This window comes from Demequina phytophila, from assembly GCF_000971135.1.
In the GTDB taxonomy this organism is placed as follows: Bacteria; Actinomycetota; Actinomycetes; order Actinomycetales; family Demequinaceae; genus Demequina; species Demequina phytophila.
Genome location: NZ_BBLW01000008.1, coordinates 105,189 through 125,251, shown reverse-complemented (window position 1 = coordinate 125,251; position 20,063 = coordinate 105,189). Strand labels below are relative to the sequence as shown.

Here is a 20,063-nt window from a genome sequence, read left to right as displayed (position 1 = left end):
GTGATCGCCACCGCTCGCAAGCGCACCGGCTATCTGCTGATCCTGCCGGCGGCCGTCTGGCTCGCGATCTTCTTCGTCGTCCCGTTCTACTCGCTGCTCGCGACGTCGCTGTACGACCCCGAGGGCTCGGTGCTCACGGGCTACGACGTGACGTGGCACCTCGCGAACTACTGGGACGCGCTGTCGGAGTACGGCACGGTCATGCTGAGGTCGCTCTGGTACGGCGCGATCGCGACCTTCTTCTGCCTGATCCTCGGCTATCTGCTGTCGTACGCGATCGCGTTCAAGGCGGGACGCTGGAAGACCGTCATGCTGGTGCTGGTCATCGCGCCGTTCTTCACCAGCTTCCTCATCCGCACGCTCGCGTGGAAGATGATCCTCGCGGACGACGGCTTCGTGGTGAACACGCTGCAGGCGCTGCACCTCATGGGTGACGACGGCCGCCTGCTCGCGACCCCGGTCGCGGTGGTCGCCGGCCTCACCTACAACTTCCTGCCGTTCATGATCCTGCCGCTCTACACGAGCCTCGAGAAGATGGACCCGAAGCTCAACGAGGCCGCGGCGGACCTGTACGCGAATCCGTTCACGCGGTTCTGGAAGGTCACGTGGCCGCTGTCGCTCCCGGGCGTCGTCGGCGGCACCCTGCTCACGTTCATCCCGGCGACCGGCGACTACATCAACGCGGAGCTGCTCGGCAGCCCGAATGAGCGCATGGTCGGCAACGTGATCCAGAGCCTCTTCACCACGCAGGGCAACTACGCGCTTGCGGGCGCGCTGTCCGTGTCGCTCATGGTGATCATCGTCGCCATGGTGCTGGTCTACGTCCGCAAGGCTGGAACGGAGGAGCTGCTCTGATGACGCGCATCGGCCGCTGGATCGGGAGCCACCTGGTCCTCACGGGCGGGCTCCTGGTCCTGCTCTACATGTACATCCCGAACATCATCGTCGCGATCATGTCGTTCAACGACTCGAGCGGGGCGCGCAACCTCTACAAGTTCCAGAAGTTCACGTGGGACAACTGGCTGCACCCCTGCGCTCCGAACAACCTGTGCAGCTCCGTGGTCACGAGCATCGAGATCGGCCTGCTCGCCACCATCGGTGCGACGGTGATCGGCACGTTCGCGGCGTTCGGTCTGGTGCGCCACCGCTTCGCCGGCCGCACCGCGATGAACCTGGTGCTGTTCCTCCCCATGGCGACGCCCGAGATCGTGATGGGCTCCTCGCTGCTCGCGCTCTTCGTCGCGGCGGGCCTCGGCGGGCAGCTGGGCTTCTGGACCATCCTCATCGCCCACATCATGTTCTGCATCTCGTTCGTCGTGGTGACCGTGAAGTCCCGGCTCGCGGGTCTCGACGGCAACCTCGAGCAGGCGGCGGCGGATCTGTACGCGAACGAATGGCAGACCTTCTGGAAGGTCACGTTCCCGCTGGTGTTCCCCGGCATCCTGTCCGCGGCGCTGCTGGCGTTCAGCCTGTCGTTCGACGACTTCATCATCACCAACCTGAACTCCGGCCAGACCGTGACGTTCCCCATGTACGTGTGGGGCGCGGCGCAGCGCGGCGTGCCGATGCAGGTCAACGTGATCGGCACGCTGATGTTCCTGGTCGCGCTCGCCGCGGTCATCATCGGCGAGGTCGGTGCGCGCCGACGCCGCAAGGCGCTCGCCGCGCGCTGACACGCGATCCGCCGACGCGAACGGGCCCCGATCCGCAAGGATCGGGGCCCGTTCTGCGTGTCACCCGCGCGAGCATGCCTCGCCGCGCCGCCGCAACGGTCCTGCAGGCAGGATCATCCGGTCAACTATCCGGCATGCAGGACGAGGCCGGCACGCATGCAGGACGATCCGTGGATCGGTCCTGCAAGCGAGCCGGCCTGTGCGGGAGGCGCGTCAGAGCAGCGCGTGCGCCCGCCCGATGACGTCGCGCAGGATGCGCTCCATCTCATCGAACTCGGTCTGACCGATGACCAGCGGGGGAGACAGCTGGATGACCGGGTCGCCGCGGTCGTCGGCGCGGCAGTACAGGCCGGCCGCGTAGAGCTCCTTGGACAGGAAGCCGTGCAGCACCCGCTCGCACTCCTCGGCGGTGAGCGACTCCTTGGTGGCCTTGTCCTTCACCAGCTCGATGCCGTAGAAGAAGCCGTCGCCGCGCACGTCGCCCACCATCGGCAGGTCGAGCAGCCTCTCGAGCGTCGCACGGAACGCGCCGGCGTTGTCGCGGACGTGGTCGAGCACGCCCTCGGACTCGAACAGCTCGAGGTTCTTGAGCGCCACCGCCGCGGCGACGGGGTGGCCGCCGAACGTGTAGCCGTGCGCGAACATCTCGCCCTTCTCGAGGAACGGCGCCATGAGCCGGTCGGAGGCGATCATCGCGCCCATGGGCGCGTAGCCCGACGTGAGGCCCTTCGCAGACGTGATGATGTCCGGCTCGTAACCGAACCGCGTCGCGCCGAACATCTCGCCCAGGCGACCGTACGCGCAGATGACCTCGTCGGACACCAGCAGCACGTCGTAGCGGTCGCAGATCTCGCGGACGCGTGGGAAGTAGCCCGGCGGCGGCGGGAAGCAGCCGCCCGCGTTCTGCACCGGCTCGAGGAACACCGCCGCGACGGAGTCCGCACCCTCGTTGAGGATCGCCACCTCGATCTGGTCCGCGGCCCACCGGCCGAACGCCTCCGCGTCGGAGCCGTCGTGCAGTCCGTGCGTGATCTCGTCCGCGCGGTACGTGTTGGTGTTCGGCACGCGGAACGTCGACGGCACGAGCGGCTCGAACTGCTGCTTGAGCCCGGGCAGGCCGGTGATCGACAGCGCGCCGTGCGGCGTGCCGTGGTACGCGACGTTGCGGCTGATGACCTTGTGCTTCATGGGCTTGCCCACGAGCTTGAAGTAGTTCTTCGCGAGCTTCCACGCGGTCTCGACGGACTCGCCGCCGCCGCTGGTGAAGAACACGCGGTTGAGGTCGCCGGGCGCGTACGAGGCGAGCCGCTCCGCGAGCTCGATCGCGGTGGGGTGGGCGTAGGACCACAGAGGGTGGAACGCGAGCTCGCGCGCCTGCGCGGCGGCGGCGTCGGCGAGCTCGGTGCGCCCGTGGCCCAGCTGGTTGACGAAGAGCCCCGCGAGCCCGTCGAGGTAGCGCCGGCCCTCGGCGTCGTAGATGTAGGCACCCTCGCCGCGCACGATGATGGGCACATCGGCGTTCTCGTATCGGGAGTGCTCGGTGAAGTGCATCCACAGGTGACGCTTCGCCGCCTGCTGGAGATGTGAATGGTCCATCCGTCCATGGTTCCGGCCCGGACGGGCCGCGCGCAACCGACGAACCGTCCGGCGCCTGTCAGCCCGCGGACACCGCGGCGGCGAGCGCGCCGGCGAGATCCCCCCGCGAGGCCACCTCGATCGCGTCGAGCCCGAGCCATCCCGCCATCACGCGCAGCTCGTCGGCGAGCGCCGGGGCGACCGTGGCATCGTCCCTCCGGCGCGCCCCCGGCGCCCGGCCGGGCTCGCGCCACGCCGCCTCCACGGACAGCACACCCTCCTTGCGTCGAGCCTTGAGATCGACGCGCGCCTCGAAGCGGTCGCCCAGCAGGAACAGCAGGCAGTAGTAGCCGAACTCGCGCTTGGCGGCCGGCGTGTAGATCTCGATGCGGTAGTCCACGCCGAACATCCGCAGCAGCCGCGGCCGGTACCAGCAGACGGGGTCGAACGGGCTGAGGAGGGACGATGCGGTGGCCCGGCCCGGGTCCGAGGCGGCGGCGGACAGCAGGGCCGGTTCCTTCCAGCCCTCGATGGACACCCAGGAGGCCAGGCCGCGCTCCACCGCCGACTCCGCCCAGGCGCCCGCGCCCGCCGCGGCGCCCTTGCGGTGAGCATCGTCCCTGGCCGAGCGGGGCAGACGGAAGTGGTCGGCGAGGTCCGCGGGCGTGCCCAGGCCGGTCGCGAGCAGCGCCCGGTCGAACAGCGCCTGATGAGCCGCGGCGGCCGGCAGCCCCCACGTGCGCGCCGAGGCGGGCGGCAGCCCCCACGCCCTCTCGGGAGAGTCGTAGGTACGCCGGAAGTGCGGCCCGCGCGAAGCGGCGACCTCGCCCGTGATGAACAGGTACTCGAGGGCGTCCTTGACGTGCGACGTGTCCCACCACGTGCCGCGGGCGCCCTCGCGGGGGGACAGATGCTCGAGATCGGTCGCGGTGACCGGGCCGTGGGCGACCACGGCCTCGCGCACCTGCGGGATCAGGCCCGGCCGCTCCCGCTCGAGACGGTCGCGGTGGTAGCCCTGCCACGAGGCGCGCTCGGTCATCCGATGGTGGAGCGCGGGCAGCAGGTCGACCGGCATCACCGAGGCCTCGTGGCCCCAGTGCTCGAACGCGTGCTCGCCCGACCACAGCCAGCGGTCGAGCCGGTCGCGGTCGTACGGCCCGAACCGCGAGTACACGGGGAGGTGATGCGCGCGCGCCAGCACGTTGACCGAGTCGAGCTGCAGGATGCCCTGACGTTCCAGGTACTCGCGGAAGCGCACGGGCCCGGGCCGGCCGGCGGGGCGGCGGCGCGCGAGGGACTGCGCGGCCAGGTGGATGCGGCGGGCCTCGGCGGCGCTGAGCGACGACGTCATGCGCGCCACTCTAGGGGCGCCAACCGACGCTCTGCCGGGCGGTTCGGGGCCGATTTTTGTTTTGAGGCCGAGTGCGTGTAACCTATTCCGGCTGGCCCCGATAGCTCAGTCGGCAGAGCGTTTCCATGGTAAGGAAAAGGTCCAGGGTTCGATTCCCTGTCGGGGCTCCACGTCCGTCGTCACGTACGATGGATCGCCGCCGCAAGGCGGCACGCGGCGGGGTAGCTCAGCTGGTTAGAGCGCACGACTCATAATCGTGAGGTCGCGGGTTCGAGCCCCGCCCTCGCTACGGAATCAGGCAGACCGCCTGGCTCATGCGCCTTCGCAAGGCGCGTCCCTACAAGGCTGGGAGAGAACCATGGCCAAGAACGACGTTCGTCCGAAGATCACGCTCGCGTGCACCGAGTGCAAGGACCGCAACTACATCACGCGCAAGAACCGCCGCAACAACCCTGACCGTGTGGAGCTCTCCAAGTTCTGCCGGAAGTGCGGCAAGCACACCGCGCACCGCGAGACGCGCTAAGCATCAGCTTCGACCGAAGGCCCGTCGCCCCTCCCGGGGGCGGCGGGCCTTCGTCGTTCGTGCCCTTGTTCCCGCCCGTGGGTCAGGCGAGGTCGACCCCGGCGACGGCGGAGGCCGAGTCGAGGAAGGCCTCGCGGATCGACGCGGCGCCGTCGAGATAGCCGCCCACCAGCGCGGCGTCGCGCAGCATGACCAGCGAGGCGGCCACCCGCTCGGGATCGGTCGCGCCCGCGCCCGCCGCGGCCTGCGTGAGAACGCCACGGAACCACGCGCGGTGCGTCGCGATGAGGCGGCGCACGGCGCTCGACTCGTCGGGATACTCCGCCGCCGCGTTGATGAAGGGGCAGCCGCGGGTGTGGCGCCGGGCGACGTCCTCTGCGATGCCGTGCACCGCGGCCCTCAGGGGGTCCGGGCTGCCGCCGGCGCCCGCCACCTGTGCGCGGATGGCGCGGTCCTCGCGCTCGAGGTACGCGACCACCAGCTCCTCCTTGCCGGCGAAGTGGCGGTACATGGTCGCGCGTGACATGCCGGCCTCGGACAGGATCCGGTCGACGCCCACCGAGTGGATCCCCTCGCGGTAGAAGAGCTCGGAGGCGGTCGCCGCGAGGCGCTCGCGCGCGTCCGGAGCGGGGGCTGCGGGGGTGGTCATCTCGGTCACCCTAACGGAACGCTCGTTCCTCTTGGATCATGCCCGGAAGAAACTTCTGAGGATTCGGGAATGAAATGCGCGAGAACGATCGTTCTCTCTCACGTCCGGGTCGAGAGATCCGGCGAGACCCGACAAGGAGACCATCATGACCACCACGCTCACCGCCCAGGAAGTCCGCCAGATCGACGCCGCCAACGCCTCGGGCCGCCCCACCGCCGTGCTCGTCCACGGGCTCTGGCTGCTCGCGAGCAGCTGGGACGCCTGGCAGGAGAGGCTCGAGGCCGCCGGCTATGCCGTCGTGGTCGCCCGCTGGCCCGAGGAGCCGGAGGACGTCGAGGACGCGCGCAACCGTCCCGGCGCCTTCGCCGGGGTCGGGGTTCAGGAGGTCACCGACCACGTGGCGCGCATCGCCCGCGAGCTGAACCGGCGTCCGCTCGTGATCGGCCACTCCTTCGGGGGGCTTCTCGCCCAGCGCGTCGCCGACCTGGGCCTTGCCGCCGCGACCGTCGCGATCGACCCCGCGCCGTTCAAGGGCGTGCTTCCGCTACCGGCATCCACCCTCAAGGCGGCGTTCCCGGTGCTCGGTAACCCCGCGAACCGCACCCGTACCGTCACGCTCACGTTCGACGAGTTCCGTTACGGCTTCGCCAACGCGGTGAGCGAGGTCGAGGCCCGCGCGCTCTACGCGCGGCACCACGTCGCCGCACCCGGGCGGCCGCTGTTCCAGGCCGCCACGGCGAACCTCACCGCGGGCAGGGCCACCCGGCTCGACACCCGGAACCCCGCGCGCGGACCCCTGCTGGTGATCTCCGGCGAGAAGGACACCATCGTTCCCCGCGCGGTCGCGCACGCGGCGTACCGCCTCCAGTCGCGCAACGAGTCCACCACCGAGTTCCTCGAGATCCCGGGGCGCGGCCACTCGCTCGTGATCGATGACGGCTGGCACGAGGTGGCCGACGCCGCGCTCGCCTTCGCCTCGACGCACCTCGAGGCACACGCGGCGCACTGAGCGCGACGCGACCGCACGGGCGTCGCCCCTGATCCTCGGGGGCGACGCCCGTCGCGTGTCGGCCCGCCTGCGTCCCGCCTCGCCTCCCGTGTGGGAGGCTCGCGCCCGTGGACGATGCGGGGGCCGGCCGGACGCGCCGGGCGACGTGGCGCGGGGTCGCCTGGGTGGGCGGCTGGCTCGCGCTCGCGGCGCTGGCCGTGCCGGTGGTGGTGCGGCTGACGGGCTTCGAGCGGGGCCCGCTGGCCTACGTGGTGCCGCTGGTGCCGTGGGTGGTGGTAGTCGCCGCGGTACCGCTGGTGCTCGCGGTGATCGCCCGTGCGTGGGTACTGGCGGGTGCGGCGGTGGCGGTGGCGGTGCTCTGCGCGGCATGGACCGCGCCGCTGTACACCTCCGCGGGCGCGTCGGGTGACGTGACCCTGACCGTCGCGACGGCGAACCTGCTCACCGGGCGCGGCGACGCCGAGGCGGTGGTCGCGATGGTGCGCGAGCATGACGTCGACGTCCTGTCGCTCCAGGAGCTCACTCCCGAGGCTGCCGACGCGCTGGTCGCGGCGGGCCTCGAGGAGGTACTGCCCCATGCGGCGGCGCTGCCCGACGCGATCTGGTCGGGGACAGGGCTGTGGTCGCGCTACCCCCTCACACGCTGGGAGGGGCTCGACGGATACACGTTCCGGCAGGTGCGCGCGGAGGTGGAGCTCCCGACCGGCCCGACCACCGTCCTCGCGATCCACCCGGCCGCGCCGCAGCTGCTCGTGCACCGCGCCTGGGCGGAGGAGACCCGGCGGCTCACCGACGTGCTCGACGGCGTCGACGGGCCGGTGATCGCCGCAGGCGACCTCAACCTGGTGCGGGACCACCGGGCGTTCCGCGACCTGGAGTCGCGCGGCTACGTCGACGCCGCCGACGAGGCGGGCGCGGGGATGGTGCCGACGTTCCCGCAGGACCGCACGCCTCCCACGGTGGTCGCGCTCGACCACGTGGTGACCCGCGACCTGCCGCTCGCGGCGGTTTCGGTCGAGTCGGTGGTGGTGCCGGGCTCCGACCATCGCGCGCTCGTCGTGGGGTACGCCGCACGCTGAGGCCCCTGTCCGATTCGTCCGGTCCATGGCAGACTCCCGTCATGGGGGAGCCGGGGGTCGACACGCGCGACGGCACCTCCGCGTCCGCGCTGTCCTCCCTGGCTCGAGGCCTCACCGCGATCGCGCGGGCGCTCGCCTTCCTCGCGCTCCTCGCGATCCCGGTGCCGGTGCTCGCCCGCCTGACGGGCGTCGAGTGGGGCCCGCTCGCCGTGCTCGTGTCGCTCATGCCATGGGTCACGCTGGCGACGGCGATCCCGGTGGTGCTGTCGCTGCTCGCGCGCGCCTGGGTGCTGCTCGCGTTCAGCCTCGCGGTCGCGGCGTTGTGCGGCTGGTGGATCGCCCCCCTCTACGTCGCCTCCGCGGCGGACGGCGACGTGGCGATGCGCGTCGCGACGTTCAGCCTCGCCAACGGTCAGGCCGACGCGGACGCCGTCGTGGAGCTCGCGCACGGCCGCGATCTCGACCTGCTCGTGCTCACCGAGCTGACCCCGCAGGCGCTCGAACGCCTCGACGAGGCCGGGTTGTCGGACGTGATGCCCTACAGCGCCGCCTACCCCGGCGACTGGAAGTTCGGCACCGGGCTGTGGTCCACGCACCCCATCGCCCAGGCGGAGTCCCTGCCCGGGTTCACCGCGCAGGCGATCCGCGTGGAGGTCGGCACGGGCGACGGGCATCTCACGGTCGTGGCGGCCCACCCGGAGTCGCCCGGCGTGCTCGACCACGCCGACTGGGACGCGGACCTGTCCGCCCTGGTGGACGTGCTCGCCGCCCAGGAAGGGCCCGTGATCGTGGCCGGCGACCTCAACTCCACGCGCGACCATGCGGGCTTCCGCGAGATCGAGGGCCTCGGCTACGCCGATGCCTCGGATGAGGCGGGCGCGGGCGTGAACGCGACCTACCCGAACGGGCCCATGGGATTCCACCACGGTCCGCCCATGTGGCTCAGCCAGCCTCTGGTCGGGATCGATCACGTGCTGGCGCGCGACACCGGCATGGTGGCCGCGGAGGTGGCGACGGTCGCGATGCCATGGTCCGACCACCGCGCCCTGGTCGCCACCTACAGGTGGCCGTGAGGCCCGCCCGGCCCGGGCATCGTCCCCACGCGCGCGGCGGCGCGCCCTTCCTGGATAGGGTGGCGGTGTGCCAGTGAACATCGACGCCGTCGGCCGCGCGTACGGCCCCCACGAGCCCTACGAGGTCACGCGGATCAAGATCCGCGAGTTCGCCGATGCGGTGGACGCCCGGTCCTTCGCGCACCGCAGCGAGGAGGCCGCCCGGGCGGAGGGGTACCCCGACGTGGTGGCTCCCACCACGTTCGCCGTGGTCATCGCCCAGCAGGCCGAGTTCCACGTGGTCGTCGACCCGGAGGTGGGCGTCGACTTCTCCCGCGTCGTGCACGCCGACGAGCGCTTCACCCACCACCGGCCCATCATCGCCGGGGACCTCATCTCCGCGACCGTGCACATCGACGACATCAAGCAGCGCGGAGGCATCTCCATGGTGACCACGCGCACCGAGCTGTCCGACGAGGACGGCACGCCGGTGTCCACCGTGACCAGCACCCTCGCGGTGCGCGAGGAGGTCTGATGAGCACCGAGAACGGACCCTCCTTCGACGGGCTCGAGCTGGGCGAGGTGGTCGCGGAGCGCCAGGTCGAGCTGTCCCGCGACAGCCTGGTGCGCTACGCGGGCGCCTCCGGAGACTTCAACCCGATCCACTACAACGAGGTGGTCGCGGAGTCCGTGGGCCTGCCCGGCGTCATCGCGCACGGCATGCTCACCATGGGCACCGCGGCGTCCGTGGTGGAGGAGTGGGCCGGCCCGGGCAACGTGGTCGACCTCCAGACCCGGTTCACGCGGCCCGTCCCGGTGCCCGCGATCGGCGAGGCCACGGTGAGCTTCACGGCCAAGGTGGGCGCGCTGGACGCCGAGGCCCGCACCGCGCGCATCGACATCACGGTCGAGAACGACGGGCAGAAGGTGCTCGGGAAGGCGCAGGCGGTCGTCTCCTGCGCATGAGCGGTGTCACCGGGTGACGCGACTGTCATCGGTCCCGTCCGCGACGGGGTAGGGTGACCGCGCGAGATCCGGTCGCGCGTCCCCGACGCATGCGGCTTTAGCGTCGCTCCCCCGGGATCGCACCATCCCCGGGAGAGCGTCGATGACGTGCGCTCTCCCCTGCGTCAGAGAGGGCACATGAGCGCCACCACCGAGGAGCGGACCGGGATCGCCGGCCGCCTCGACTCGTACTTCGAGATCACCCAGCGTGGCTCGACGATCGGCCGCGAGATCCGCGGCGGTCTCACCACGTTCTTCACCATGGCGTACATCGTCGTGCTGAACCCGATCATCATCGGCACCGTCCCGGACAGCACCGGCCACTACCTTGGCGGCGGCACCGAGCCGAACACCGCGCTCGTGGCGGCCGCCACGGCGCTCATCGCCGGCGTCCTCACCATCCTCATGGGCGTGTGGGCGCGGTTCCCGCTCGCGCTCGCGACGGGCCTGGGCCTGAACGCGTTCGTCGCGTACGGCATCGCGACCCGCGAGGGCATGACGTGGCAGCAGGCCATGGGCTTCGTGGTCATCGAGGGCGTCATCATCACCATCCTCGTGATGACCGGCTTCCGGAAGGCCGTGTTCGCGGCCGTGCCGGCGTTCCTCAAGACCGCGATCGCCGTCGGCATCGGCCTGTTCCTCGCCTTCATCGGCCTGTTCGACGCGGGCATGGTCCGCATCCCCGCGTCGGGTGCGACGCCCACCGAGTTCGGCATCGGCGGGTACATCGGCTCGTGGCCCATGGTCGTCTTCGTGGTCGGCCTGTTCACCGCGATCATCCTCATGGTGAAGAAGGTGCGCGGCGCGCTGCTCATCTCGATCGTGGTCGCGACCGCGGTCGCATTCGTCATCCAGTCCGTGCTGACCCTGGGCGCGGACCCGGCCGTCGCGAACGACTGGGCCCTCGTGATCCCGCAGGCGCCGGCCGCGGTCGCGTCGCTGCCTGACTTCTCGCTCATCGGCCAGGTGGACCTCTTCGGTGGCTTCACCTCGCTGCCGTTCCTCACCGCCGCGCTGATCGTCTTCTCGCTGCTCATGGCCGACTTCTTCGACACCATGGGCACCATGACCGCCGTGGGCGCCGAGGCCGGTCTCAACGACGCCGAGGGCAACCCGCCGCGCTCGCAGCAGATCCTGATGGTCGACTCGCTCGGCGCGGTCGGCGGCGGCCTCGGCTCCGTCTCGTCCAACACGACGTACATCGAGTCCGCGGCGGGTGTCGGCGACGGCGCCCGCACGGGCCTCGCGTCGGTCGTGACCGGCATCGCGTTCCTGCTGTCGACGTTCCTCACGCCGCTGTACGACATGGTGCCGTTCGAGGCCGCCACCCCCGTTCTGGTGGTCGTCGGCTTCCTCATGGTCTCCCAGGTGACGGGCATCGACTGGAAGGACTACCGGATCGCGATCCCCGCGTTCCTCACGTTCATCCTCATGCCGTTCGGCTACTCGATCTCCGTGGGCATCGGCGCGGGCTTCATCTCGTTCGTGGTGCTGCAGGTCGCGACCGGCGCCGCCAAGAAGGTGCACCCGCTCATGTGGGGCACCGCGGCCGCCTTCGTCGTGTACTTCGCGATGGGACCGATCATGAACGTGCTCGGCTGACCCGCGCATCGTCGACCGCGGCCCCGGCCCTCCCCGTGAGGGCCGGGGCCGCGGCGCGTCCGGGCCGTGTCCGGGCAACGTGAGGGTAGGCGTTCGCGCCCTGCATGCAGGATCGCCGGTTCAACAATCCTGCATGCGAGGCGCGGCGACCCGTATGCAGGACCGAATCCGCCACGCGCCTGCATGCACGACGGGGAGCCCGGGGCGCGTCGCCTGGGCGCGCGGCCTCAGCGCGGCGCGGGCGCCGTGGTGGATCCGATGCGCAGCTCGAGCGGCATGATCACCGGAGCCGGCGACTCGCCCCGCAGCAGCGCCGCCACCTCTGCGGCGAGCGCGTGACCCTTGGCCTCCGCGTCCTGCACCTGCGTCGTGAGCTCGTGCGGCGCGATCCAAGGCAGCTCGATGCCGTCGAAGCCGGTCACGGACAGCTGCTGCGGCACCTGGATGTCGAGCTCGCGCGCCGCGATGATCGCGCCTCCGGCGAGCAGGTCCGACTGGCACACCAGGGCGGTGGGCCGCGGCTCCGACGCCAGCGCGAGGTGCGCGGCCGCGATGCCCTCCGCGACGATCGACGCACGCGCCTCGACCACCACGCACGGCTCGACGCCCGCCTCGGCGAACGCCTCGAGCCGGCGGTGGACCGGGGTCCACGCGGTCTTCGCGAGCGCCTCGTCCAACGGGACCACGCGCGTCTCGCCGTCGAGCCCCGCGGGCAGCGTGATGGTCCCGATCCGCGTGTGCCCGAGCGACACGAGGTGGCGGATCAGCTCCGCCGTCGCGCCGCGGTCGTCGATCTCGAGCACGCCGGCGCCGGCGGGGGCCTCGCCCTCCATCACCACCATGGGCAGCCCGCGCCTGCGGAGGATGTCGATGGCCGGCTCGCCGTCGTGGTCGCGCACGCGCAGCAGCACGGCGGCGTCCATCGCGGCGGTCTCGAGCAGGCTGCGCTCGCCCGGCTCGCCCGTGGGGGTGGGGATGAGCAGCACGCCCAGGCCCATCTGCCCCAGGTCTCCGACCAGGCCGTCCATGATGCGCAGCATCAGCGGGTCGCGGAAGGACAGCTGGAGCCGTTCGTGGATGACCACGCCGACCACCCCGGTGCGCCCCGAACGCAGCGCCCGCGCGTGAGGCGCCGGGCCCGCGTAGCCGAGCTCCTCGGCGGCCTTCTCGACCTTCGCACGGGTCTCCGCGGACAGCGGTCCGGCGCCCGAGTAGGTGAGGGATACAGTGGACAGCGACACGCCCGCCCTCGCGGCGACGTCGGCCATCGTCGGTCGGCGTGTGCGCGTCACGCGGCTCTCCCTCGGCTCGGTCAGCACCCAGGTTAGCGCCGCCCGCCCGACCATCCGCGCCACGGCCGCGCCGCGCATCGTCCCGAGGGAGCCATGACCCACCGCCCTGCCCGCATCGCGGCCGCCCGCCGCGGCGTGCTCGCCCTGTTCTGGATCATGGGCGTCTTCATGGCGACCCAGGTGTCGCGCTACCCGACCATCACGACGCTGCTCGACGTGAGCACCGGCGAGCTCGCGCGGCTGCTGCTCTTCGGCGCGCTCGGTGCGCTGTGCGCCCTGCTGGTGACCGGGTGGATGGTCGCGCGCTTCGGGACGCGTGCGCTGCTGTGGTGGTCGTCCTTCGGGTTCCTCGGCGCGATCCTGCTGCTCGGCGCCGCGACGGCGTGGGGCTCGCAGGCGTGGTTCGCGGTCGCGTCGTTCGCGGTCTCCGTGGGATTCGCGTTCACCAACGTCAGCATGAACGCGGAGGCAGCGGCCGTGGAGCGGGCGATGGGGCGCGCGGTCCTGCCGCAGTTCCACGCCGCGTTCTCGGTGGGCATGGCGATGGGGCTCGCGCTCGGCGCGTGGATCTCGCACCTCGGCATCGCGCCCGTGTGGCACTTCGCGGGGGTCGGGGTCGCGCTCACCGCGCTGCGTCTCGCGGTCCTGCCGGCCGCCGTCATGGACGGCAGGCCGCGCCCCGACGATGCGCGGCCGGGCCTGGGCGGCCCGTTCGCCGCCGCACGGGACGAGTACCGCGACCGGCGCGTGGTGCTCATCGGCGTGATCGTGTTCTGCGCGTCGACCATCGAGGGAGCGGCGGCGCAGTGGGCGTCGCTCGCGGTCGTCGAGGGGTTCGACCAGCCCGAGGCGATCGGTGACCTCCTCTACTGGGTCTTCGTGGTCGCGATGGTGACGCTGCGCTGGAGCGGGGCCGCGGTCATCGGCCGCCTGGGCCGCGTGGTGACGCTGCGGGTGTCCGCCACGCTGGTGATCGCGGGGGTGACCATGTTCGCGTTCGCGCCGGGGCTGTGGCTGGTGCCGGTGGGCATGGTGCTGTGGGGGTTGGGTGCGGCGCTCGGCGTGCCCATCGGCTTCTCCGCGGCGTCCGACGAGCCCGACCGTGCCGCCGCCCGGGTCGCGGCCGTGTCCTCGTTCTCCACCATCGCGGGCCTGGTGATGCCGCAGGTGATCGGCCACCTCGGCGACCTCGTGGAGCTGCGCAGGGCGCTGCTCGTCACGGTGCCCGCCGCGCTCGTCTCGTTCCTGCTCGCCCGTGCGGTGCGGGCTGCCGGCCCGCTGTTCCGGTCGCAGCGCGCGCTCGCGCGGCGGGAGCGCGCGGCCGCGATCTCGATCGACGCCGAGGCCGACCGCGACGCCGCGGCCGCCGTCATCGCCGACGGCATCGAGCCGGTGCAGGCGCTGCCCGAGGAGGGGGTGCAGGCCGTGGTCGAGCGCCGTTCCCCCTGACACCGCCGGGACCTCCTGCTAGCGTCGAACGGGTCCGGATCGCTGGGGGACGGTGCGGAGGGGGAGGCATGGCGCCAGCGCGGATCGACGCGCGGCGTGTCCGCGCGTCCAGGATCAGCCTGATGGTGTTCTTCGCCGGCATGGGCCTGATGCTCGGCACCTACGTCTCGCGGGTCCCGAGCGTCCGCGACGCCCTCGGCGTCACACCTGCGGGGCTCGCCGCGCTGTTCATCGTGGGATCCCTGGGCGGACTCATGGCGTTCTCGCTGCTGGGCGGGCTGGTGGCGAGGTTCGGGTCGCTGAGGCTGGTGCGGGTCGCCTCCGTCGGGATCGTGCTCGCGTTCTGGGCCATGGGCCTCGCCGCGCACCTCGGCACGTGGATCGGCTTCGCGCTCGCGCTGTTCTTCGCGCTGGGCTCGTTCGAGACGCTCAACGCGCTCTCCAACGCCGAGGCGGCCACCGTCGAGCGCCATGTGGGTCGGTCGATCCTGTCCCAATTCCACGCCGTGTTCTCGCTCGCGTTGCTCGCGGGGGTGGGGATCGGGGCGCTGTACTCGTTCGCAGACGTCGCGGTGCCGGTGCATTACGCGGTCAACGTCACCGTGGTGGGTGCGGCCTACCTGGTGCTGTCGAGGGTGGCGATCCTCGACGGCGCGCGCCCGGACGTCGACAGCGTCGAGCGGCGCGACGGTCTGTTCGTGACGCTCAAGGTCGCGGCGCGCGAGCGGCGGACGCTGGCGCTCGGGTTCATCCTCTTCTGCGCGTTCACGGTCGAGATGGGGGCGGCGAACTGGGTGCCGCTCGGGATCGTCGACGACTTCGGCAGGACCGAGGCGCTCGCGGCGGCCTTCTACGCATTCCTGGTGGTGGCGCAGAGCATCGCCAGGCTGATGGGCACGCGGGTGGTCGACCGCTGGGGCAGGGTGACGGTGCTGCGCGCGTGCGGCTCGCTGGTGACGGTCGGCGCGCTGATCTTCGCGTTCACCCCCACCTTCTGGGCCGTGCCGGTGGCGATGCTGGTGTGGGGCGCGGGCGTGTCCATGGGCTATCCGCTGGCCATCTCCGCCGCCGCCGACGAGCGCAGCCACGCGACCGCCCGCGTCGCTGCCGTCGCCGCCTTCGGCACCATCGCGGGCCTCACGATGCCGCAGGTGATCGGGCTCATCGCGGAGCAGGTCCCCCTGCGCCAGGCTCTGCTGGTGAGCGTGGTCGCGGCGGGGGCGATGGTCGCGCTCGCGTCGGCCGCCCGTCCGCCCGAGCCGGCCGCGACCCAGGCGCGGCTGCGCGGCGAGGAGGGGGATCGGGGCGCGGATACCCTGGGCGCATGAATCTTGCCGCGTTGACCACCCTGCGCGTCGGGGGCCCGGCACGCGAGCTGCGCGAGGCGCACAGCGAGCCCGAGCTGATCGACGCCGTCCGCTCCGCCGACGCCGACGGCACGCCGCTCCTGGTGGTCGGCGGCGGCTCCAATCTGCTCGTCGCCGACGAGGGCTTCGACGGCGTGGTGGTCCGCGACCGCCGCGAGGACGTGTCGCTGGTCAACGACGGCGCGTGCGGCGGCCTGTCGATCACCGCCGCCGCGGGCACCCCGTGGGACGCCCTGGTGGCGCAGGCCGTGGCGTCCGAATGGAGCGGGTTCGAGGCGCTGTCGGGCATCCCCGGCTCGACGGGTGCCACCCCCGTCCAGAACGTCGGGGCGTACGGCGCGGAGGTCAAGGACATCGTGGCGGTGGTGCGCACATGGGACCGCGAGGCGGGCTCCGTGAAGACGCTTCCCCTGGTCAAGGCCGAGTTCGGCTACCGCGACTCGATGCTCAAGCGATCCATGACCCACGGGCCGTGGGGTCCGACGCCGCGCTACGTGGTGCTCGACGTCACCTTCCACACGCGGATGGCGAGCCTGTCCGCGCCGGTTCGCTATCAGCAGCTCGCGACCGCGCTCGGCGTCGAGCCGGGCGCCCGCGTGCCCATCGTCGACGTCCGCGAGGCGGTTCTCGCGCTGCGCGCGTCGAAGGGCATGGTCCTCGACCCCGCCGACCACGACACCTGGAGCGCCGGCTCCTTCTTCACCAACCCGATCGTGCACGCCGAGGCCGTCCCGGCGGACGCGCCGCGCTACCCGGCTGCCGACGGCCTGGTGAAGACGTCCGCGGCCTGGCTGATCGAGCACGCGGGCTTCTCGCGCGGCTTCGCCGTGAGGGACGATGCGCCGGCCGCGTTGTCGACCAAGCACACCCTCGCGCTGACCAACAGGGGAGCGGCCACCGCCGCGGACATCGTCGAGCTCGCGCATGCGGTCCGCGACGGCGTGCACGACGCCTACGGCATCACGCTGGTCCCCGAGCCTGTCGCGGTGGGCGTCGAGATCTAGTCCCGACGCGAGCGGCCCCCGGGGATCGTGTCCCCGGGGGCCGCCGCATCGTCCCGCCGCCGGCGGGTCGTCCGTCAGCCGTCGAACGCGATCGCCTGCAGGATGTCGAGCTTGGCCGCGCGGCGCGCGGGCGACATGGCCGCCACCACGCCTGCGACGATCGCCAGCACCATGTAGATCCCGAGCCACGTCCACGGGATCGCGACCGACGAGAAGCCGAACTCCTCGAGCGCCTTCACCAGCGCGACGCCCAGGCCCACGCCCAGGATCATGCCGAGGAAGGTGCCGAAGATCGCCATCACCAGCGACTCGATGCGGATCATGCGACGCACGGAACGGCGGCGCACGCCGACCGCGCGGAGCAGGCCGATCTCGCGGGTGCGCTCCGTCACCGAGAGCAGGAGCGTGTTCGCCACGCCCAGGACCGCGATGATGAGCGCGGCGCCGAGCATCGCGGAGATCACGCCGAGGAGCAGGTCGATGAACTGGTTGGCGAACTGCGCGAGCTCGTCGGGGGCCTGGAGCACCACCAGCGGGTAGTCCGCGGCGAGGGCCTCCGTCAGCTGCTCCTGGGCCGCCTCGGCGTCGACGCCCTCGTCGAGCACCACCATCGCCTGGATGATGTCGTACTCGCCGAACAGCTCGGCACCCGTGGCCTCGTCGACCCAGAAGTTCGCGTCGCCCTCGTTGAGGTACAGGCCGGTGACCTCGAGCGTCGCGGAGCCCTCCGCACCCTCGAGCGTGACCTGGTCGCCCACCTCGACGCCGAGCTCCTGGATCACGGGGTCGATGAAGACGCCGCCGTCCAGCTGGTCGAAGTCGGGCTCGTTGTTGTAGTCGAACGCCGCATCGGCCGTCTCGGGGTCGATGGACGCGACGGCGTAGCCGACCCCGTCGTACTGCGCCGAGTCGATGCCGGTCGACGTCACGAAGGCGACCCCGTCCTGCGACTCGAGCGTGTCGATCGCGCCCGCGGGGATGGCCCCCTGGGTCGACAGCACGAAGAAGTCCGCGTCGCTGCTCGCGAACTGGTCGGTGACCACGCTCTTGAGCGACTCCGTGAACGTGGACACCAGCGCGAGCAGCATCACGCCGATCATGAGCGCCGCCGCCGTGTTGGCGCTGCGGCGCGGCTCGCGCCGGATGTTGTTGGCGGCGAGCTTGCCGTCCACTCGGAACAGGCGCGTGAGCAGCGTCTTGAGCCCGTACGCGAGCGGCACCAGGACCTGCGCGGCGAGCAGCGTCACGCCGATGATGAGCACCATCGCGCCCGCACCCACGTAGACATAGGGACGCGGGACGTCCATGTAGAGGCCCACCACGATCGCGAGCACGCCCAGCAGCGCGAGCGCGCCTCCGACGATGTTGCGCAGGCGCAGCGGCTTCTTGGACTCCGTCGCGGACTCCCGTAGCGCCTCCATCGGGGAGATGGTCGACGCATGGATCGCGGGCATGAGCGCCGCGATGAGCGTGACCAGCGCGCCGAGCGCGTAGCCCCAGAGCAGCGCGTCGAGCGGGAGGGTCACGGTGCCGAAGATGTTGCCGGACACCGCCTCGACCACCGCGGACAGGCCGAGCGCACCCAGGTACCCGAGCGCGATGCCCACGGTCGACGCGACCACCGCGATGACGAGCGCCTCGAGCAGGATCATGGTCCGCAGCTGGCGGCCGCTCACGCCGATCGCGCGCAGCAGCCCGAACTCGCGGGTGCGCTGCGTCACGATGATGCGGAACGTGTTGACGATGATGTACGAGCCGACGAACAGCGCGATGAGCGCGAACGCGATCGCGAAGATGTCGATGTACTGGAGCAGGTCGTCGAGCTCCTGCGCCTGCTCGGCGGCCTTGTCCTCGCCCGTGATGGCGCGGGTGCCGTCGGGGATGACGTCGGAGATCGCGGTGGCGACCGCATCCTTGTCGGCCCCGTCGGAGACGATCACCGAGATGCTCTGGTAGCCGTCCGACTGCGCGAGCTCCCACGCGGTCGCCTCGGTCATGTAGCCGAGCGTCGCGCCCTGGAGCGAGTTGGACTCCCCGAACCGGACCAGGCCCACCAGCTCGAGCTCGGTCACGCCGGAGTCGGTCGCGATGGCGACCGGGTCGCCGATCGCGTAGCCCAGGCGCGGCGCGCTGTCGACGTCGAGGACGATCTGCTCGTCGGTCTCGGGGCCGTGGCCCTCGACCAGGGTCGATTGGTCGATGCGCGGCTCGCCCGCCCAGTTGAACAGCTGGCTGGGCGCTCCGCCCGCGGCCATGAGGTCGCCGGAGGGCTCGAAGTCGGCGGGCAGCACCGCCCCCATGACCTGGATGCCGCCGACCGCGAGGCCGACGCCGTCGACCGCCTGCACGGCGGCGAGGTCGTCGGTGGTGAACACGGAGTCGCCGGCGGCGAACTGGTCCCCGTCCTCGTCGGTGTCGGAGGGTGCCTCCTCGACGATCACGTCGGTGCCGGCGTAGATCTCCTCGAACAGCTGGTGGAACCCGCCCGACAGCGCGTTGGTGAGGGTGAAGGTGGCCGCGGCGAGCGCGACGCCCAGGGCGACCGCGATCGCGGTCAGCACCAACCGCTTGGGGTTGTGCTTGACGGACTTGACGGCGAGGCGGAACATCAGTGCCCCATCTGCTTCATGCGGTCGAGCACGCGGTCGGCCGTGGGCTCGCGCATCTCGTCCACGATCCGGCCGTCCGCGAGGAACAGCACGCGGTCCGCGTACGAGGCCGCCGACGGGTCGTGCGTCACCATCGCGATGGTCTGCCCGAACTCCTTGACCGCGCGGCGCATGAAGCCGAGCAGCTCCGCGCCGGAGCGCGAGTCGAGGTTGCCCGACGGCTCATCCGCGAAGATCAGCTCGGGGCGCGCGACCAGCGCGCGGGCGACCGCGACGCGCTGCTGCTGGCCGCCCGAGAGCTCGGCGGGCAGATGCGTGAGGCGGTCGGCGAGGCCCAGGATCCCGATGATCTCGTCGAACCATGCCGGGTCGATGTCGCGCCCCGAGATGTCCAGCGGCAGCGTGATGTTCTCGCGCGCCGTGAGCGACGGGATGAGGTTGAACGCCTGGAAGACGAACCCGATCTTGTCGCGGCGCACCTGCGTGATCTTGTCCTCGGACAGGCTGGAGATCTGCTGGTCGCCGATCCAGGACTCGCCTGCGGTGAGCCGGTCGAGACCCGCGAGCGTGTGCAGCAGCGTGGACTTGCCGGAGCCCGACGGCCCCATGATGGCCGTGAACTCGGCCGCGGCGATGTCGACGTCGATCCCGTCGAGCGCGCGGACCGCCGCGTCGCCCGAGCCGTAGTCCTTGGTGCCGCCGCGCATCGAGGCGGCGAGGGTGACGGTGGTGGTCATGGTGGATCCCCCTCGTGGATGGGTGGTGTCGGGGCCAGTCTGGCGAAGCGCGCGCGCCGGGGTCATCGGCCGTGAGGACGGTTCCTC

The 20,063-nt window shown here is 71.6% G+C and carries 18 protein-coding genes and 2 tRNA genes; 14 read left to right on the top strand and 6 right to left on the bottom strand.

Annotated features, from left to right (window positions below; translation table 11 throughout):
• Together AOM01_RS12460 and AOM01_RS12455 are read left to right on the top strand one after the other, a co-directional pair.
• Window positions 1-855 (top strand): ABC transporter permease, encoded by an 855-nt coding sequence (locus AOM01_RS12460; RefSeq protein ID WP_062294089.1) that lies wholly within the window; start codon window positions 1-3, stop codon window positions 853-855.
• Entirely contained in the window at window positions 855-1,673 is an 819-nt protein-coding gene (locus tag AOM01_RS12455) for an ABC transporter permease (RefSeq protein ID WP_062294087.1), read from the top strand. The genes AOM01_RS12460 and AOM01_RS12455 overlap by 1 nt, the downstream gene beginning before the upstream one ends.
• 213 nt (window positions 1,674-1,886) lie before the next feature.
• Here the strand turns inward: AOM01_RS12455 and AOM01_RS12450 are convergent, their stop codons facing one another.
• Together AOM01_RS12450 and AOM01_RS12445 are read right to left on the bottom strand one after the other, a co-directional pair.
• Window positions 1,887-3,269 (bottom strand): aspartate aminotransferase family protein, encoded by a 1,383-nt coding sequence (locus AOM01_RS12450; protein ID WP_062294085.1) that lies wholly within the window; start codon window positions 3,267-3,269, stop codon window positions 1,887-1,889.
• 58 nt (window positions 3,270-3,327) lie between these two features.
• Window positions 3,328-4,599: a winged helix-turn-helix domain-containing protein gene (locus AOM01_RS12445; RefSeq protein ID WP_062294082.1), complete on the bottom strand. Its 1,272-nt coding sequence runs from the start codon at window positions 4,597-4,599 to the stop codon at window positions 3,328-3,330.
• A 94-nt stretch (window positions 4,600-4,693) separates the two neighbouring features.
• Here AOM01_RS12445 and AOM01_RS12440 point away from each other — a divergent pair.
• The 3 genes from AOM01_RS12440 (at window position 4,694) to rpmG (ending at window position 5,122) form a co-directional block, all read left to right on the top strand.
• Window positions 4,694-4,769 (top strand) — tRNA-Thr (locus AOM01_RS12440).
• A gap of 45 nt (window positions 4,770-4,814) precedes the next feature.
• Window positions 4,815-4,888 (top strand) — tRNA-Met (locus AOM01_RS12435).
• Between the two features lie 69 nt (window positions 4,889-4,957).
• On the top strand, window positions 4,958-5,122 hold the full coding sequence (gene rpmG, locus AOM01_RS12430) for a 50S ribosomal protein L33 (protein WP_042213233.1): 165 nt from the start codon (window positions 4,958-4,960) through the stop codon (window positions 5,120-5,122).
• 82 nt (window positions 5,123-5,204) lie between these two features.
• On the opposite strand, the gene AOM01_RS12425 is transcribed toward rpmG, so the two are convergent.
• Window positions 5,205-5,771, bottom strand: a complete 567-nt coding sequence (locus tag AOM01_RS12425) for a TetR/AcrR family transcriptional regulator (protein ID WP_062294246.1) — start codon at window positions 5,769-5,771, stop codon at window positions 5,205-5,207.
• 145 nt (window positions 5,772-5,916) lie between these two features.
• Between AOM01_RS12425 and AOM01_RS12420 the strand changes: the two genes are divergently transcribed.
• The 6 genes from AOM01_RS12420 to AOM01_RS12395 all read left to right on the top strand — a co-directional run bounded on the left by AOM01_RS12420 (window position 5,917) and on the right by AOM01_RS12395 (window position 11,518).
• Window positions 5,917-6,780, top strand: coding sequence for an alpha/beta hydrolase (locus tag AOM01_RS12420; protein ID WP_062294079.1), 864 nt, complete (start codon window positions 5,917-5,919; stop codon window positions 6,778-6,780).
• Between the two features lie 107 nt (window positions 6,781-6,887).
• The gene (locus tag AOM01_RS12415; RefSeq protein WP_062294076.1) at window positions 6,888-7,859 is read left to right on the top strand and encodes an endonuclease/exonuclease/phosphatase family protein; all 972 of its coding nucleotides are present in this window, start codon (window positions 6,888-6,890) and stop codon (window positions 7,857-7,859) included.
• Window positions 7,860-7,900: 41 nt separating this feature from the next.
• Window positions 7,901-8,932, top strand: a complete 1,032-nt coding sequence (locus AOM01_RS12410; RefSeq protein ID WP_062294073.1) for an endonuclease/exonuclease/phosphatase family protein — start codon at window positions 7,901-7,903, stop codon at window positions 8,930-8,932.
• Between the two features lie 67 nt (window positions 8,933-8,999).
• Window positions 9,000-9,446, top strand: coding sequence for an FAS1-like dehydratase domain-containing protein (locus tag AOM01_RS12405; RefSeq protein ID WP_062294069.1), 447 nt, complete (start codon window positions 9,000-9,002; stop codon window positions 9,444-9,446).
• Window positions 9,446-9,877 (top strand): MaoC/PaaZ C-terminal domain-containing protein, encoded by a 432-nt coding sequence (locus AOM01_RS12400; RefSeq protein WP_062294064.1) that lies wholly within the window; start codon window positions 9,446-9,448, stop codon window positions 9,875-9,877. The genes AOM01_RS12405 and AOM01_RS12400 overlap by 1 nt, the downstream gene beginning before the upstream one ends.
• Before the next feature lie 177 nt (window positions 9,878-10,054).
• On the top strand, window positions 10,055-11,518 hold the full coding sequence (locus AOM01_RS12395) for an NCS2 family permease (RefSeq protein ID WP_062294062.1): 1,464 nt from the start codon (window positions 10,055-10,057) through the stop codon (window positions 11,516-11,518).
• Window positions 11,519-11,745: 227 nt separating this feature from the next.
• On the opposite strand, the gene AOM01_RS12390 is transcribed toward AOM01_RS12395, so the two are convergent.
• Entirely contained in the window at window positions 11,746-12,810 is a 1,065-nt protein-coding gene (locus tag AOM01_RS12390) for a LacI family DNA-binding transcriptional regulator (protein ID WP_228374300.1), read from the bottom strand.
• A gap of 93 nt (window positions 12,811-12,903) precedes the next feature.
• On the opposite strand from AOM01_RS12390, the gene AOM01_RS12385 reads away from it, so the two are divergent.
• The 3 genes from AOM01_RS12385 (at window position 12,904) to AOM01_RS12375 (ending at window position 16,630) form a co-directional block, all read left to right on the top strand.
• On the top strand, window positions 12,904-14,259 hold the full coding sequence (locus tag AOM01_RS12385; protein WP_062294054.1) for an MFS transporter: 1,356 nt from the start codon (window positions 12,904-12,906) through the stop codon (window positions 14,257-14,259).
• A 122-nt stretch (window positions 14,260-14,381) separates the two neighbouring features.
• A complete protein-coding gene (locus AOM01_RS12380; RefSeq protein WP_062294051.1) occupies window positions 14,382-15,587 on the top strand; it encodes an MFS transporter in 1,206 nt (401 codons plus the stop codon).
• Window positions 15,584-16,630, top strand: coding sequence for a UDP-N-acetylmuramate dehydrogenase (locus AOM01_RS12375; RefSeq protein WP_062294048.1), 1,047 nt, complete (start codon window positions 15,584-15,586; stop codon window positions 16,628-16,630). Before AOM01_RS12380 ends, AOM01_RS12375 begins: the two co-directional genes overlap by 4 nt.
• Before the next feature lie 74 nt (window positions 16,631-16,704).
• On the opposite strand, the gene AOM01_RS12370 is transcribed toward AOM01_RS12375, so the two are convergent.
• Window positions 16,705-19,239 (bottom strand): ABC transporter permease, encoded by a 2,535-nt coding sequence (locus AOM01_RS12370; RefSeq protein WP_062294043.1) that lies wholly within the window; start codon window positions 19,237-19,239, stop codon window positions 16,705-16,707.
• Window positions 19,239-19,976, bottom strand: coding sequence for an ABC transporter ATP-binding protein (locus AOM01_RS12365; RefSeq protein ID WP_062294040.1), 738 nt, complete (start codon window positions 19,974-19,976; stop codon window positions 19,239-19,241). Before AOM01_RS12365 ends, AOM01_RS12370 begins: the two co-directional genes overlap by 1 nt.
• Window positions 19,977-20,063 lie beyond the last annotated feature (87 nt).

Coding starts and splice junctions, on each gene's coding strand:
- AOM01_RS12455 (WP_062294087.1), top strand. CDS start 855: ATGACGCGCATCGGCCGCTGGATCGGGAGCCACCTGGTCCTCACGGGC.
- AOM01_RS12450 (WP_062294085.1), bottom strand. CDS start 3,269: ATGGACCATTCACATCTCCAGCAGGCGGCGAAGCGTCACCTGTGGATG.
- AOM01_RS12445 (WP_062294082.1), bottom strand. CDS start 4,599: ATGACGTCGTCGCTCAGCGCCGCCGAGGCCCGCCGCATCCACCTGGCC.
- rpmG (WP_042213233.1), top strand. CDS start 4,958: ATGGCCAAGAACGACGTTCGTCCGAAGATCACGCTCGCGTGCACCGAG.
- AOM01_RS12425 (WP_062294246.1), bottom strand. CDS start 5,771: ATGACCACCCCCGCAGCCCCCGCTCCGGACGCGCGCGAGCGCCTCGCG.
- AOM01_RS12420 (WP_062294079.1), top strand. CDS start 5,917: ATGACCACCACGCTCACCGCCCAGGAAGTCCGCCAGATCGACGCCGCC.
- AOM01_RS12410 (WP_062294073.1), top strand. CDS start 7,901: ATGGGGGAGCCGGGGGTCGACACGCGCGACGGCACCTCCGCGTCCGCG.
- AOM01_RS12400 (WP_062294064.1), top strand. CDS start 9,446: ATGAGCACCGAGAACGGACCCTCCTTCGACGGGCTCGAGCTGGGCGAG.
- AOM01_RS12395 (WP_062294062.1), top strand. CDS start 10,055: ATGAGCGCCACCACCGAGGAGCGGACCGGGATCGCCGGCCGCCTCGAC.
- AOM01_RS12385 (WP_062294054.1), top strand. CDS start 12,904: ATGACCCACCGCCCTGCCCGCATCGCGGCCGCCCGCCGCGGCGTGCTC.
- AOM01_RS12380 (WP_062294051.1), top strand. CDS start 14,382: ATGGTGTTCTTCGCCGGCATGGGCCTGATGCTCGGCACCTACGTCTCG.
- AOM01_RS12375 (WP_062294048.1), top strand. CDS start 15,584: ATGAATCTTGCCGCGTTGACCACCCTGCGCGTCGGGGGCCCGGCACGC.
- AOM01_RS12370 (WP_062294043.1), bottom strand. CDS start 19,239: ATGTTCCGCCTCGCCGTCAAGTCCGTCAAGCACAACCCCAAGCGGTTG.
- AOM01_RS12365 (WP_062294040.1), bottom strand. CDS start 19,976: ATGACCACCACCGTCACCCTCGCCGCCTCGATGCGCGGCGGCACCAAG.